The sequence below is a fragment of the Nocardia sp. NPDC051052 genome, from assembly GCF_044456045.1.
Taxonomy (GTDB): Bacteria; Actinomycetota; Actinomycetes; order Mycobacteriales; family Mycobacteriaceae; genus Nocardia.
On the sequence record NZ_JBITFL010000004.1, the window covers coordinates 1 to 13,243 of the forward strand.

Here is a 13,243-nt window from a genome sequence, read left to right on the forward strand (position 1 = left end):
AAGGCACCGCTACTTCGAGCTTTGGGCAAACCCCTCTTAAGCCATTCCCGGCACGGTGCCCGGTAAGAAGCAAGCCATGTGAGAGCCACACCAATGACGCAGATGGGCAGCCGATTACCGAGCATCTCACCGGGCACCTGGACCCGATCCTGGCCGGGATCAGGTCCTACCGCCAGTGTTAAGTAGCCGCTTATGGGTCGGTTCCGGTGGCGGACCCCGGCCGACCGAACGCACGCTCATGCCGAATTGCGCTTGTTCGTCACCTGGTATATCGGGCAGTCTCGGGGCAGAAGCAAGCGCGGAGCAACTCGGCGTCTGCTTGGACCGTCTTACGTCGATGAGACCGTATGCATCCACTTGACCAGATCGATTGGATGACCATGGCCGTGATCGGTTAGTAAGATTTGTTGTGCTGCACCACATCTGGGTAGTGGTAGCACTACCCAGGACCCTGGGGTCTGCACGGTTCCGACGGTAGCCGCCGGGACCGTACCGTTGGGAGCTGTGAATCTGGCGAGGAAACGGGCGGCCAGGCTGGTCGGTGCGGCTGTATCAGTTGCTGCTGTGATGACTGGCGGTATCGGATGCGACAGCACGAGCACTGATCGCGGGTTGGCTGCGTTCTATGATCAGCACATCACGTGGGGGTCGTGTTCGGGATTCTCCGGCGCGGACACGGTGGGCCCTGAGATCGAGTGTGCTCGCGTGCTGGTGCCCATTGACTACGACAAGCCCGATGGGAATACAGCACAGATCGCTACCTCGCGTGCCCGCGCGCGAGGTAGCCGGATCGGGTCGGCTGTGTTCAACCCGGGCGGTCCGGGTGGTCTGGGACTGGGTAAAGCCGCAGCGTTGGGTAGAACCGCACTCGGCGACCGATTCGATGCCGTCGGTTTCGACCCGCGAGGGTCGGGCGCATCCACACCCGAGGTCGAATGCCTGACGCCGTCGGAGGCTGAGGTGATGCGCCCGGATGATTTCGAAACCGATTGGTCGCCAGCCGGTGTCGACGCAGCCGAACGACAAAATCGTGACTACGTCGCCAAGTGCGTTCAGCGGTCGGGCACGGAGTTACTCGGCCACGTCGGCACCCGGGAGGCCGCCCGGGATCTCGATGTCATTCGTGCCGCGCTCGGCGACGACAAGCTGACGTATGTGGGCTACTCCTACGGCACCCGGCTCGGCGCGGCCTACGCCGAAGCCTTCCCGCAGCATCTGCGGGCCATGGTCCTCGACAGCGGCGAACCGCTGGACGGCCCGGTGGTCGATATGGTCAAGTACTACGCCAGCCTGCAACAAGGGTTCGACACCTACGCCCGGGACTGCACCCAGCACACCGACTGCCCGCTCGGAACCGATCCGAGCAAGGCTTCACATGTATTCCGCACACTGCTGAATCCGCTGATCGGGCAACCGGTTCCGGTTGGTGAGCGGACGTTGACCTACAGCGACGCCTTGACCGCGGTCGTGGCCGAGCTCTATGCCCCAACCGGGTGGCCGACCATCACAACCGGACTGCGACAGCTGAAGTCCGACCGCGGCGACATCCTCCTCGAAACTGCCAACGGCATGCAAGCCAAGCTGGACACAACCTTGCAGAATGCCGTCCTGTGTCTGGACGGACCCAGAACCACCGATCGCGCTGCGGTGGCGGCTGTGCAACAGAGGATGTTCGCCGCCGCGCCGTTCCTCGACGACGGTCACTTCGCCGGACATGCCCCGCTCGACAAGTGCGCCTTCTGGCCGACCCCGTCCACCAGCACACCACACACATTCACTCCGTCCGGTTTGCCACCAATCGTTGTCGTCGCCGCGACCGGCGACCCGGCCGCCGCATACGAGGGCAACCAGACACTCGCTCGCCAACTGGGCAGCCCGCTGGTCACCTCTGAGGGCAAACAGCACGGCGTCTTCCTGATCAGTGGATCGAGTTGCGTCGACACGTCCGTACTGAAGTACCTCACCGAATTGGCAACACCCCCTGACGGTCTGAACTGCCGACAGAGCTGAACCGCATCCTGTGTCACCGAACAGAACCAGGCAACGGGACGCGCTGTCTGGTTCACGTTTGGTTACTGCGAAGACAAACGCACTCTGCCGCTGCGCGCGCGTTAGCCAATCGCCCCGATTGGTTGGCTGACAGGGTCTTCCAACGGGCTTAAAAAGCCGATTATGCGGTGTTCCGATGACATCGCCGGGCTTGGGTCGTCGGGTGGCTGTTCAGCGGCGTAGCGCTCGGTAGGCACGCGTGGTGTACGGCAGATCGTGCGGGCGTTCGATCGACGACAAGCCGCGCGGCCCACAGTTGATCTCGCGACCGTCCGCTACTAGCCGATTTCCGTATCCGCTACCGGCGGAGTCTGGGGGGTGGAACCATCCCGACCTCGCGGAGATACACATACCACGGATCCGTCCTCCACCATCGGGTGCGCCATGTCTTGCGGGGACCGTGGATGTCGGGGTAGCGCGGACCCAAGGCGACGGTGTCGACGAACTCGGGGACGGTCTCGCAGCTCACCACGAAACCGCTGTCCATGTTGTGACGGAAGTAGAGGTAGTCGTAGATCGAGACTGCTCCGGTGTCGAGGTCGAGCAGGATGAATTCCTCGCCGACTTGGCCGATCTCGATGAAATCGCCGGCGCCAGCGATCTCTCCGAAGGTGTCGATCGGCTCTCGAACGCGAAAGTCGTTGGAGGGGTGGAAACTCAGGTCACCGAAGGTCGGATGGTCGCACGTTTCGTAGCGGGCGCGCAGACCGGGCGGGTATTCGTCCGGTAGAGCTGTACCTGGTCCCAAACTGAGGCGACGATATGGGTAACGCTCGGCTAAACGGCGATTCTCGCGTCGCCGTTCCAGCATGTCGACCGCACCGAGCTCGCGTAGCAGACTGATCTTCGGGCGCATCGCCTGCACGTGGTCGGTACCGAAGGCTGGGCTGGACACGGCTCGAGCTTTCCTCCGGACACGTGGTTGGCCTGCTGGCTCCTTAGCAGCATTGCACCGCATCGTATCCCGATAGACCGACACACGTCCTCGCACTCACATGCCGCTACGCGGTCGTTTTGGGCCGACGAGATCGGTTGTGGCGCTGAACATCCGATACCGCCGATTACCGTTCATGAGCAAGCTGGTCGCGCAGCACGGCAACCTCTGGGAAGTCGTGTAATACCGCAGCAGCCAACTCCACAAAGCTCGTGAGCGAATGATGATCGTCCAGATCCCTGACATGCTCCTTTATCTGCTGACGTAGTCCGGGCCACCGTTTCGCCCACTCCTGCACATGCCATCGAATCGCATCGTCCAGGTGGCGGACCGCCGGTCCGGTGCCGTTCATCCGTCTCTGTCCCAGCAGACTCTCTCGGCCGACGAGTACGCCCTCGAAGCACCACAACAGCGCGAAGTAACTCGGTAGTACAACCTTGGTCGTGCTACGAGTGCGTTGTCGTCTTACTCGGCCGGCCGCACGGAAATCGAAGGAAGGCACCGGTCTGGAATCCGATCTGTTGACTCATTAACGCCATCCGAAGTATAGTACAAATGTCTAATACATATGTACAACCGGGGTGGGTGTTCAGCTGACCTCGTGAACACGCACCGGAAGGAACTGACGTGAAGGTCATCACCGTCACCCGCACGACAACCGCAGCCCCGGGAGCCGTCTGGGAACTCTTTGCCGACATCGCCGGCCGCCCCCGCTGGGACGACGCGATCGAATCGATCGACGGCACGTTCGAACCGGGCGGCCGCGGCCGGGTACGTCTGAAGGGGCAGCCCGAACGCACTTGGGAGATCATCGAATGCGTTCGCCCGCAGCGCTATACGGACCGATTCCACCTCCCCATGCGTGGCCGCATGGACTGGGTCCACAGCATCGAAGTTGTCGAGGGCGGCTCGAAAGTCACCTTCGACATCACCGTGGACGGCCCGACCGCCTTTATTCTGCGCCCGATCATGCGCTCGATCTTGTCGAAGGCCCTCCCGCCGACCGTCGACACACTCGTCGCCTTGGCCGAGGGCCGTCTGGCCCAATCCTGAAGGGCAACAACACCTTTGCTTTTCGCGCTACCGTCGGAACCCGATGCGATGTGAATCGAGATCAATTCTCCGCAGGGCTGGACACACCGACACCGCTACGGGTATCGGCGCCGTACCTTCGGATGTCGGCGTCCAAGTCGAGAGCGTCACCGACCCGCTGATGGTCGTCGACTGCGATCAGTGCCGCCGGTACCAGCCAACAGACCTCGAATTCGAGTCCGCCCGGGTCCTTCGCGTACAGCGATTTCGTAGTGCCGTGATCCATCTCGCTCACCAGCGCGCCCGCACCGGCCAGTTTGCCTCTGAGTTGACGGAGCTCTGCCAGGGTTTCCGCTTCCCAGGCCAAGTGGTATAGCCCGACGGTGCGCTGTCCTGCCGCAGAGTGGTCGGGTTGACCGACCGGTTGAATCAATCCGAGATCGTGGTCGTTCGTGGATCCTTCGGCTTGCAGGAACGCGGCATCGCGGAGGGTGAAGACAGGGCGGAATCCGAGAACGGCGCGGTAGAACTCGGCGCTCCGCTCGACGTCGCGGACGTAGAGAACGGCGTGGTTGAGACGTTGGATGGGCATGGTGTCTCCGTAAGATGGAATGAGGCGGTCAGGATGCGGAGGGGCGCCGTTGGTGGTGGCCAGGCGGCGGGCGTGGGCGTTGGACATGGACGTCTCGCGCAGAGGGTGAGGGAAGCGAACATCGGCCCGAGCTCGACTACGACGCCCACACCTATCTGCGTGCTCTCGCTGCTCCCGGCCGACCCCAGTGGACAACCGACCACGCTCATGGGACCACTCATCGCGCACTAGCCGGTCTGCTCCAGCACATCACCACCCCGGCGATGCTCGTCACCCCCTGGCTGGAGGTCACCGCCCGCAACGCCCCCGCCGATGCCCTTTACGACGGACTACCGCTGCGGGACAACCTGGCACGGATGGCCTTCCTCGACGATACGGTGACCCGCTTCGTCGCCGACCCCGACCAACTCGCCCAATGCACCGTCGCGACGCTGCGGGCTGCCGCCGGGCCCCGACCGCACCGGCCGCAGATGATCGAACTGATCGGGGAACTGTCGCTGCGCAGCGACAAATTCCGTCAGCTATGGGCCCGCCACGGCATCCATCGAAAAGGCAGCGCCGTCAAACACTTTCACCATCCGGTAGCAGGCAAGCTCACGCTCTATCAGCATGTGATGCCCTTTCCTGATGATCCCGAGCTACAGCTGTGGATCTACCAAGCCGAGCCGGGATCCGACTCTGAACACGCACTACGAAAACTCGAGGAGGCGGCGACCGCAACGCCTTGCCGAAGCAATCGACGCTCGCGAAATACCGACTACCCATGAGGTCGGCCGCGTCAGCGGCGAACCTTGTTCCCGAGGGCTCGCTCCAGCACGACGACCGGGATCTGCCGGCCTGCGGCCGCTTCGAACTCGGCGAACTTCGGGACGAGCGTTATCTCTTTCGCCCAGATCTGTTCGCGCTCAGCACCTTCGGCGACTCGGGCTAGGGCAGGCACTGTTTCGGTGCCGGTCTCGACGGTGATCTGCGGATTCGTCGTGAGGTTGCCGTACCACGCCGGATTGCGCGGACTGCCACCGTGGGTGGCGAAGACGGCCCAATTGTCGCCGACCGGTTGATAGAACAACGGGCTGATCCGTGCACGTCCGGACTTGGCTCCGGTGTGGTGCACCAGGATGAGCGGCATGCCCGGGTGCTCGTCGTAGAGGCCGGGGATTCGGGGTGGGACCGGGCGGCCCGCAGCGAATTCGGCTTCGGTACTCCACGGCGCATACCCGGCGTTCGCCCGGACCTCGGCGATGATTCGGGCGTTCCAGTTGTTGATGTCGGGGACCTCGGCTCGGCGGGTGGCGGCCGTGGACGGATCGGGGTCGCATGACCGAAAGTCGACGCCGCGCGCCCCGGGTAGACGCGATCCGCAACCGCGAGGCGATCATCGAGGCCGCTTCGGCTGTACTGGCCGAGCAGGGCAGCGCGGTGGACGTCCGCGAGATCGCCCGCCGCAGCCAGGTGGGCATGGGCACCCTGTACCGGCACTTCCCGAAAAAGGAAGATCTCGTACAGACGGTGTTGCGCAAGGACTTCACGAGCTGGGCGGAATCCGCGCGCACGGCGGCTGCTGACGCCGAGGATCCCTGGGCCGCACTGACCGACTTCTACCAGCAGGCGCTGACCGGCTACGCACACCACCGCGCGATCATGGAGCACTTCGCCTTGGCCGTGCCGGTGCCCGACCCCGACGGCCTCGGGCGGCTTCGCCTCGTCATCGAGCAACTGTGCACCCGCGCCGAAGACCTGCTGCGTCCCGGCGTGACCACCGACGACCTACTGCTCCTGCTGGTCTCGCTGGGCCACGCCGTCCAGATCACCGACCGGTGCCGCCCGCACATGTGGCACCGACTGCTGCGCATCTCCCTCGACGGCCTGCGTGCCGACCTCCACGAACCACTCCCCACCGAGGCCACGACTGTTGGGTGACTCGGCAGCTATCGCGAGGCCGGGGGCAGGAGGCGGCCGCTGAGGACGGGGCGGTCGTTGAGGTCGTCCAGCGGCAGCCCGATGCCGAGGTTTTCCGCAAGCCTGTAGAACATTTCGTCCGGCCCCAAGGGGCCGTATTCGCGTTCTTCGGGTCGGGCGCCGAGGGCCTGGATCTCGGTGTCGAAGCGGTGCGGATCGCTGCCTGTCTGTGCGAAGTCGTTCGTGGTGTCGAGTCCGGTGACGAGGCGGCCTTCCTCGGCGTACTGGAACACCACTCCCGGTTTCTCGTGGGTGTGCAGCACCAGTGCCGCGGTTCCGATCGAGGCCCGCAGCAACAGGGCGCGGTCTTCGACGCATTTCCAACTGCCGTGCTCCCACGCCCAGGCCCAGCTTCGGTAATGCCCTGCGCTGACCACATATCCGCCGTCTACATTGAGAAGGTCGCCCAGCTCATTATGGAAGTCATCCGGCTCGCGCACCGCCACGGTGTTTTGGTCAACGCCCATCCGCGCCAAGAGCTCTCGGGCGTTGATCTGACGCGCGAAGGTGAGGCTGAGCAGCGGCAGATCCCTGCCGTACATCCACCCGAGGCCACCGGTCATGGTGTTCACGCCGCCCCCGGTTCGTTGATCGCGATCAAGGTCGGGAAACACAGTCCATGATCATGAACCCAGGTGTCGTCATCAGTTGAAGCAGTCACAGCGGCTGACACTGCCATGAGCCACCGACATCCTGCTGAGTCCTATGGTTTGAAGATGGGACTCGACGCTGTGTATCAGGCAATTCCCTACGAACCGCTGCTGGAGCGGGCGATGCGCGCCGACCTGGACGAATGTGTACTCGTCACGCTCGACTGATAGGCCACCGCCAGCCTGCGGAAATCGCTTGTGACGAAACGCAATTGGTGCTGTCAGCGGGTCGGTGGCAGCGAGCGGCAGGTGGGCGGACACGATCTCGGCGCCGCAGTCGAGCATCCAGGTCTTGCCGGTACCTCGTCATCCAGAGTATGCGTTCAACGATGTACGCCTACGCTGTAGACACGCGCTGTGACGGAACTCGAGGGCACCAAGAATGGCAATTAGTGACGTCACGGCCTATGCGCACCTGAGTGCGGGGGATGTCGAGGCGCTCGGGCTCGAGTTGGATGCGATCCGGAGCGACATTCAGGCGCGGCGTGGTGCCAGCGACGCGACCTACATCCGCCGCACGATCACGTTCCAGCGTGCCCTCGATGCCGCGGCCCGGCTGACGATCGGGCTCAGCCGCGGCCGCGCCGGCTGGCTCGCCGGGACCGCCGGTCTGGCGCTGGCGAAGAGCATCGAGAACATGGAAATCGGCCACAACGTCTGCCACGGTCAGTGGGATTGGATGAACGACCCGGAGGTCCACTCCAGCACCTGGGAGTGGGACATGGCCGGTGTGTCGGCGCAGTGGCGCTATTCGCACAACTATCGCCACCACATCTACACGAACGTGCTCGGCATGGACGATGACATCGGCTTCGGTGTCATGCGGGTGACTCGCGACGAACGGTGGAAGCCGGGGCATCTTCTGCAGCCGCTGCGAAACCTGTTGCTGGCGGCCACCTTCGAGTGGGGCATCGCGCTGCACGGTCTGTATTCCGAACGCGATCGCGCGGCGGGCGCGGTGCAGAAGGCCGCGCAGACCAAGGCGCTGCTCGGGAAGATCATCAGGCAGGCGGGCAAGGACTATCTGCTCTTCCCCGCGATGAGCGGGCGGCGCTGGCGGCGCACCCTTGCCGCGGACGCGAGCGCGAATGTGCTGCGCAACCTGTGGGCCTACGTGGTGATCTTCTGCGGCCACTTCCCTGATGGCGCAGAGAAATTCGAGCCGGCGGTGGTGGCGGACGAAACCAAGGGGGAGTGGTATCTGCGGCAGATGCTCGGCACCGCGAATTTCGACGCGGGCCCGATGCTGGCCTTCCTCAGCGGGAACCTCTGCTACCAGATCGAACACCATCTGTTCCCCGACCTGCCGAGCAATCGGTACGCCGAGATCGCGCTGCGGGTAAGGGCGCTCTGCGAAAAGTACGACCTGCCCTACACCAGCGGGACACTGCTCCACCAATATCTGCTGACCCTGCGCACCATTCATAAACTGGCGCTGCCGGACAGCCTGCTGACCGCAACGTCCGACGATGCCCCGGAAACCGCCTCGGAACGAAAGTTCCACGGCGACAAAGTAATCGACGAAACCGGACGCCCACCCGGCCGCAGCGGCCTGCGGACCGCGCTGCGCCACGCCGAGATGTCTCGCGTGGCCATGCGGCGACGCCTGATTCGGATCAATACAGCCTGACCAATAACCCGCAGGTGCTCACGGGATGCGGGCCACCGCGCCGAGCATGGAAACGGCCTCCGGCCTCGGATGGGGTCGCCACTCGCCGGGCCGCCACGTCATCACCGAGCCGATGCCGGGGGAGACCAGGTCGAAGTCGGTGAAGAAGCGGGTGAATTCCTCGGTGGTGCGTAACCGGAACGGAACGCCGCTGCGCAGGTTGGCCGCGTTCGTCTCGGCGAGTTCGTCGGCGGAGAGATGATCGCTGGTGGCATGGGTCATCACCAGGTAGCTGCCCGAGGGCAGCGCGTCGCACAGCTTGCGCACCAGTTCGTAGGGTCCGTCGTCGTCGGTCATGAAGTGCATGATGGCCACCAGCATCAGCGCGACGGGCTGGTTCATGTCGAGGACCCGGGTCAGGTCGGGGTGGTCGAGGATGCGGTCGGGATCGCGGATGTCCGCGTCGAGATAAGCCGTAGCGCCCTCTGGTGAACTGTTCAGCAGTTCGCGAGCGTGCACCAGCACGATCGGGTCGTTGTCCACGTAGACGACGCGCGATTCGGGGGCGATACTCTGCGCGATCTCGTGCACGTTGCCCGCGGTGGGCAGGCCGGCCCCGATATCGAGGAACTGCCGGACGCCCTCGTCGGCCAGGTAGGCCACCGCGCGGCGCAGGAAGCTGCGATTCTCCAGCGCGGCGAGGCGAACGGTGGGAAATGCCTCGGCCACCACGTCGGCGGACTCCCGGTCGGCCGGGAAATTGTCCTTGCCGCCCAGCCAGTAGTCGTACCGGCGCGCCGGATGCGGTTTCGACACATCGATCTTCGCGGCTGCCGGTTCCGAGTTCACAACGCCCTCAATTCATCTCGACTATTGTCATCATGTCAGCTCGAGTTGCGAACCGGTAGCGATGGTGACGTCGCACCGACCGGAAGGCTCCGCCATGCCACTGCAGTACAGCCCTTACGATTTTGACGTACACCGCGACCCATACCCGTACTACGCCACGCTGCGAACTGAGGCGCCGGTCTACCGCAACGATACCGACGATTTCTGGGCGCTCTCCCGGCACGCGGATGTCCTTGCCGCACTAAGGGATTCGGATCGTTTCTCGAACGCGAACGGGTCCATCCGGATGGAACCGGCGTTCTGGGGGCCGCAGGCGGAGCAGATGTTCTCCTTCGTCGCGATGGATCCGCCGCGGCATACCCGGCTGCGTGGGCTGGTCGCGCGGGCCTTCACCCAGCGCCGGGTGCAGGGGTTGGCGCCCCGGTTGCGGGAGATCGCTCGCGGGCTGCTGGCGCCCCTGCTCGAGCGCGGCAGCTTCGATCTGATGTCCGAATTCGCGGGCCCATTTCCGACCGAGGTGATCGCCGAATTGGTCGGCGTACCCGAGGCCGACCGGGACATGCTCCGCAAGCTCGGCATGGAGATCATGTACAACGACGAGGAATCCACCGACCTGCGCCCCGAGGCGGTGCAGGCGATCGGCGCGGTCATCGGCTACTACACCGATCTGACCATCAAGCGCAGCCAGGACCGGCGCGACGACCTGCTCTCCGGCCTGCTCGAGGCGGCGGACGGCGACGATCGGCTCACCCCGGAGGAGATCGTGGGGGTGCTCATCCTGCTCGTCGGCGCAGGCATCGAGACCACCATGCTGACCATGGGCAACCTGTGGCACGCCGCGTGGCAGCACCCCGACCAGCGTCGCAAGGCGTTCAACGGCCAGATCGACGAGTGGATCGCCGAGGCGATGCGCTACGAACCGTCGACGCAGACCACGCTGCGCACGGCGACCGAGCAGTTCGAGCTGCACGGGGTGACGGTTCCGGCCGGAGCGCGCATGCTCTTGGTGATCGGGTCGGCCAATCGCGACCCCGCGGTTTTCCCGGACCCCGACACGTTCGACCTGGACCGCGACACCAGTGCGTCGCTGGTCTTCGGCAGCGGTCGCCACCACTGCCTCGGCGTCAATCTCGCCCAGTCGCAGATGCGCGTCGCACTCGAGGAGATCGTCGCCAACGTCGCCGACTACGACATCGACCCGGACGGCGTGCGCCGCGTCCACGCCTCCAACACCCGCGGCTTCGCCGCCCTGCCCACCACCATCACGGCCCGCTGAGCGGACCGAACCCGCACGTTCGGTGCCCTCCTCCCGATATCCGATCGGAGAGGAGGGCACTCATGACCCGATACTGGCCCATCGCCCGAGAAACACTGACCATCGGTTCGCCGTTCGGCCCGCGCGAGGACGGTTTCCACACCGGGCAGGACTTTCCGGCGCCCGACGGGACGCCGATCTACGCGTGCGCGGGCGGCACGGTGCTATATCTCGGCGCCGCCGCGGGGTACGGCGAGTGGATCGTTATCGACCATCCGGCCGCGGACGGCGGCGGGGTGAGCGAATACGGGCACATGTGGGACGCGGGCGCCACCGGACTGGCGGTCGGTGACCGCGTCGAGGCGGGGCAGCTGATCGCCTACGTCGGCAACAATGGCGGATCCACCGGCCCGCACCTGCATCTGAGCGTCATGCCGTACGGGTATGCCCCCGCGGCCAAGCTCGACCCGATGGCCTGGCTCGGTGCTGCCTGCTTTCCCGCCGATTTCCTCTGGGCGCTCGACGACGACGAACAGCGCGAACTGCTCGACCGGACCCGCGCGGTGTGGACCCAGCTGTGCGGTCCGGACGGCATGGGCTGGCCGCGGCTCGGCCGCGACGAAAACGGGCGCCACCGCACCATGGTCGATGCGCTTGCTGCGCTGCCGCCGGTAAAACACCCGGGTTGACCGCGCTGTGCGCGACGGGCAAGGTGAGCCGATGGGCAGTGCAGAGGTCCGCGCCGGGGTAACGCTGACCAATCTCGACAAGCCGCTGTTCGACGGTGCCGAGGCGACCAAGCGCCATCTGGTCGACTACCTCGAGGCCGTCGGCGAGCGGCTGGTTCGGCAATTGCGGGATCGCCCGCTGTCGGTGAAACGGGTCCGGCCGGGGCAGGAACCGTTCATGCAGAAGAACCTGCCCAAGTACACCCCGGACTGGGTGCCCCGGGTGACGGTGTGGGCCGAGAGCTCGCACCGCGAGGTGACCTACGCGCTTGGCAACGACGTCCGGACGCTGGTGTGGTTCGGCAACCAGCGCGCGGTCGAGTACCACCCGACGCTGCTGCTCGCCGATCGCGGCCAGGGCCCGACGCATTTGATCCTCGATATCGACCCGCCGCCGGATCAGCCGTTCCGTCAGGCCGTGCTTGCCGCGAAGCTGATCCGCGAGGCGCTCGCCAACGACGGCCTCGCCGGTGCGGTGAAAACCAGTGGCGCCAAGGGTGTGCACGTCTTCGTGCCGCTGGTACCCGGCCTCGCCATCGAGGACGTCGCCGCGGCGACCCGCGCGGTCGCGGCGCGGGCCGAGCGCCTCGATCCGGAGCTCGCCACCACCGCCTTCATCGTCGAGGACCGTGCTGGGCGCGTCTTCCTCGACTCCACCCGCGCGGGCGGCGCGACGGTCGTCGCCGCCTACAGTCCGCGAATCCGGCCGGGTACCACGGTGTCGTTTCCGGTCGGCTGGTCCGACCTCGACAACATCACTCCTCGCGATTTCACCGTCCGCTCGGCACCGGGCCAGCTCGGCGATCGAGACCCGTGGGCCGACGATATGCCCGAACCGCAAACGCTGCCCGTCGGTCTCGTCGAGGAAGGGCACACCATTCCCATCGCTCGCGTTCAAGCAATGCATGAGGGTAAACGCCGGGCCCGCGCGCAGCGAGAAAATTCGTCACCGGAGACGTAAATCGGATTGTGCGGTTGATTTCTCCGCGTGCCCGCGCCGGTGCGCGGGAATTCTCTTGCAATACTGGCTGGTCGGTTACCTCGGCTACCAGAAATGGAAGGGATTCGAAAAGGTGCTACCTGGAAATATTTTGCCGTCCGTCAAGGGCTTGGTGCTGGTGTTGGCTGGCGTGTTCGGGGTGGGCATGCTGGTCGCGGTCGCGCCTGCCGCACATGCGGCTACCTGTGCGGCTGTACCTGATCGCAACTCCTACGACGGGGGATGGAAAGGGGGCGAGCACAATACGCTGGTGACCGGATTCAACGGTCTGATCAGCTTCGGGGAGACGAAATACACCAAAGCGGGGTCGGAGCCGGTGGTCTGGCTCGGCCAATTCACGGTGGACGCGAAGAATGTGCTGACAAAATGGAGCGGAACGCAGCTTATCGGCGACGGCAGCACCCTCGACGCCATCGTGTCGACGGTGCTGTGCGATGCGAACAACAAGCCGATCAGTTTTACGGCCAACGTCAGCAATACGACCACAGACCACAAGAAGACAGATCTGGGCACTTTCACCTTGAACAGGGTCGCGGTGGGTTCGGCATAGCTGTAGTAGATCTGGCGACCGGCCCCAGCCGGAGTT

General features: G+C 64.9%; 15 protein-coding genes. 9 read left to right on the top strand and 6 right to left on the bottom strand.

Annotated features, from left to right (window positions below; translation table 11 throughout):
* The first annotated feature begins 567 nt into the window (after window positions 1-567).
* Window positions 568-2,010 carry an alpha/beta hydrolase gene (locus tag ACIBCN_RS13930; protein WP_396991911.1) on the top strand — a complete coding sequence of 481 codons (1,443 nt, stop codon included), beginning with the start codon at window positions 568-570 and terminating at the stop codon, window positions 2,008-2,010.
* A 337-nt stretch (window positions 2,011-2,347) separates the two neighbouring features.
* Here ACIBCN_RS13930 and ACIBCN_RS13935 read toward each other — a convergent pair whose 3' ends face one another.
* Entirely contained in the window at window positions 2,348-2,944 is a 597-nt protein-coding gene (locus tag ACIBCN_RS13935; RefSeq protein WP_396991912.1) for a hypothetical protein, read from the bottom strand.
* Between the two features lie 166 nt (window positions 2,945-3,110).
* The gene (locus tag ACIBCN_RS13940; protein WP_396991913.1) at window positions 3,111-3,335 is read right to left on the bottom strand and encodes a hypothetical protein; all 225 of its coding nucleotides are present in this window, start codon (window positions 3,333-3,335) and stop codon (window positions 3,111-3,113) included.
* Between the two features lie 275 nt (window positions 3,336-3,610).
* Between ACIBCN_RS13940 and ACIBCN_RS13945 the strand changes: the two genes are divergently transcribed.
* Window positions 3,611-4,036: an SRPBCC family protein gene (locus ACIBCN_RS13945; RefSeq protein WP_396991914.1), complete on the top strand. Its 426-nt coding sequence runs from the start codon at window positions 3,611-3,613 to the stop codon at window positions 4,034-4,036.
* 61 nt (window positions 4,037-4,097) lie between these two features.
* Here ACIBCN_RS13945 and ACIBCN_RS13950 read toward each other — a convergent pair whose 3' ends face one another.
* Window positions 4,098-4,607, bottom strand: a complete 510-nt coding sequence (locus tag ACIBCN_RS13950; RefSeq protein WP_396991915.1) for a VOC family protein — start codon at window positions 4,605-4,607, stop codon at window positions 4,098-4,100.
* Between the two features lie 155 nt (window positions 4,608-4,762).
* On the opposite strand from ACIBCN_RS13950, the gene ACIBCN_RS13955 reads away from it, so the two are divergent.
* Window positions 4,763-5,374, top strand: a complete 612-nt coding sequence (locus ACIBCN_RS13955) for a hypothetical protein (RefSeq protein WP_396992557.1) — start codon at window positions 4,763-4,765, stop codon at window positions 5,372-5,374.
* A gap of 11 nt (window positions 5,375-5,385) precedes the next feature.
* Here the strand turns inward: ACIBCN_RS13955 and ACIBCN_RS13960 are convergent, their stop codons facing one another.
* Window positions 5,386-5,736, bottom strand: coding sequence for a nitroreductase family deazaflavin-dependent oxidoreductase (locus ACIBCN_RS13960; RefSeq protein WP_396991916.1), 351 nt, complete (start codon window positions 5,734-5,736; stop codon window positions 5,386-5,388).
* Window positions 5,737-5,924: 188 nt separating this feature from the next.
* Here ACIBCN_RS13960 and ACIBCN_RS13965 point away from each other — a divergent pair, with 188 nt between their 5' ends.
* On the top strand, window positions 5,925-6,527 hold the full coding sequence (locus ACIBCN_RS13965) for a TetR/AcrR family transcriptional regulator (protein ID WP_396991917.1): 603 nt from the start codon (window positions 5,925-5,927) through the stop codon (window positions 6,525-6,527).
* Between the two features lie 8 nt (window positions 6,528-6,535).
* On the opposite strand, the gene ACIBCN_RS13970 is transcribed toward ACIBCN_RS13965, so the two are convergent.
* Window positions 6,536-7,129, bottom strand: coding sequence for a DUF6461 domain-containing protein (locus ACIBCN_RS13970; protein ID WP_396992558.1), 594 nt, complete (start codon window positions 7,127-7,129; stop codon window positions 6,536-6,538).
* 469 nt (window positions 7,130-7,598) lie between these two features.
* On the opposite strand from ACIBCN_RS13970, the gene ACIBCN_RS13975 reads away from it, so the two are divergent.
* Entirely contained in the window at window positions 7,599-8,846 is a 1,248-nt protein-coding gene (locus ACIBCN_RS13975) for a fatty acid desaturase family protein (protein WP_396991918.1), read from the top strand.
* 18 nt (window positions 8,847-8,864) lie between these two features.
* Here the strand turns inward: ACIBCN_RS13975 and ACIBCN_RS13980 are convergent, their stop codons facing one another.
* Complete coding sequence (locus ACIBCN_RS13980) at window positions 8,865-9,674, bottom strand: SAM-dependent methyltransferase (protein ID WP_396991919.1); 810 nt, start codon at window positions 9,672-9,674, stop codon at window positions 8,865-8,867.
* A 94-nt stretch (window positions 9,675-9,768) separates the two neighbouring features.
* On the opposite strand from ACIBCN_RS13980, the gene ACIBCN_RS13985 reads away from it, so the two are divergent.
* From ACIBCN_RS13985 to ACIBCN_RS14000, 4 genes are all read left to right on the top strand, one after another.
* Window positions 9,769-10,950, top strand: a complete 1,182-nt coding sequence (locus ACIBCN_RS13985; protein WP_396991920.1) for a cytochrome P450 — start codon at window positions 9,769-9,771, stop codon at window positions 10,948-10,950.
* A 62-nt stretch (window positions 10,951-11,012) separates the two neighbouring features.
* Entirely contained in the window at window positions 11,013-11,618 is a 606-nt protein-coding gene (locus ACIBCN_RS13990; RefSeq protein WP_396991921.1) for a M23 family metallopeptidase, read from the top strand.
* 31 nt (window positions 11,619-11,649) lie between these two features.
* A complete protein-coding gene (locus ACIBCN_RS13995) occupies window positions 11,650-12,618 on the top strand; it encodes a DNA polymerase domain-containing protein (protein WP_396991922.1) in 969 nt (322 codons plus the stop codon).
* Between the two features lie 55 nt (window positions 12,619-12,673).
* Window positions 12,674-13,207 carry a hypothetical protein gene (locus ACIBCN_RS14000; RefSeq protein ID WP_396991923.1) on the top strand — a complete coding sequence of 178 codons (534 nt, stop codon included), beginning with the start codon at window positions 12,674-12,676 and terminating at the stop codon, window positions 13,205-13,207.
* Window positions 13,208-13,243: the final 36 nt, after the last annotated feature.

Bases quoted from the DNA above. Each gene is read 5' to 3' on its own strand.
- ACIBCN_RS13930 (WP_396991911.1), top strand. From the start codon at position 568: ATGACTGGCGGTATCGGATGCGACAGCACGAGCACTGATCGCGGGTTG.
- ACIBCN_RS13940 (WP_396991913.1), bottom strand. From the start codon at position 3,335: ATGAACGGCACCGGACCGGCGGTCCGCCACCTGGACGATGCGATTCGA.
- ACIBCN_RS13950 (WP_396991915.1), bottom strand. From the start codon at position 4,607: ATGCCCATCCAACGTCTCAACCACGCCGTTCTCTACGTCCGCGACGTC.
- ACIBCN_RS13960 (WP_396991916.1), bottom strand. From the start codon at position 5,736: ATGCCGCTCATCCTGGTGCACCACACCGGAGCCAAGTCCGGACGTGCA.
- ACIBCN_RS13965 (WP_396991917.1), top strand. From the start codon at position 5,925: ATGACCGAAAGTCGACGCCGCGCGCCCCGGGTAGACGCGATCCGCAAC.
- ACIBCN_RS13970 (WP_396992558.1), bottom strand. From the start codon at position 7,129: ATGACCGGTGGCCTCGGGTGGATGTACGGCAGGGATCTGCCGCTGCTC.
- ACIBCN_RS13975 (WP_396991918.1), top strand. From the start codon at position 7,599: ATGGCAATTAGTGACGTCACGGCCTATGCGCACCTGAGTGCGGGGGAT.
- ACIBCN_RS13985 (WP_396991920.1), top strand. From the start codon at position 9,769: ATGCCACTGCAGTACAGCCCTTACGATTTTGACGTACACCGCGACCCA.
- ACIBCN_RS13990 (WP_396991921.1), top strand. From the start codon at position 11,013: ATGACCCGATACTGGCCCATCGCCCGAGAAACACTGACCATCGGTTCG.
- ACIBCN_RS13995 (WP_396991922.1), top strand. From the start codon at position 11,650: ATGGGCAGTGCAGAGGTCCGCGCCGGGGTAACGCTGACCAATCTCGAC.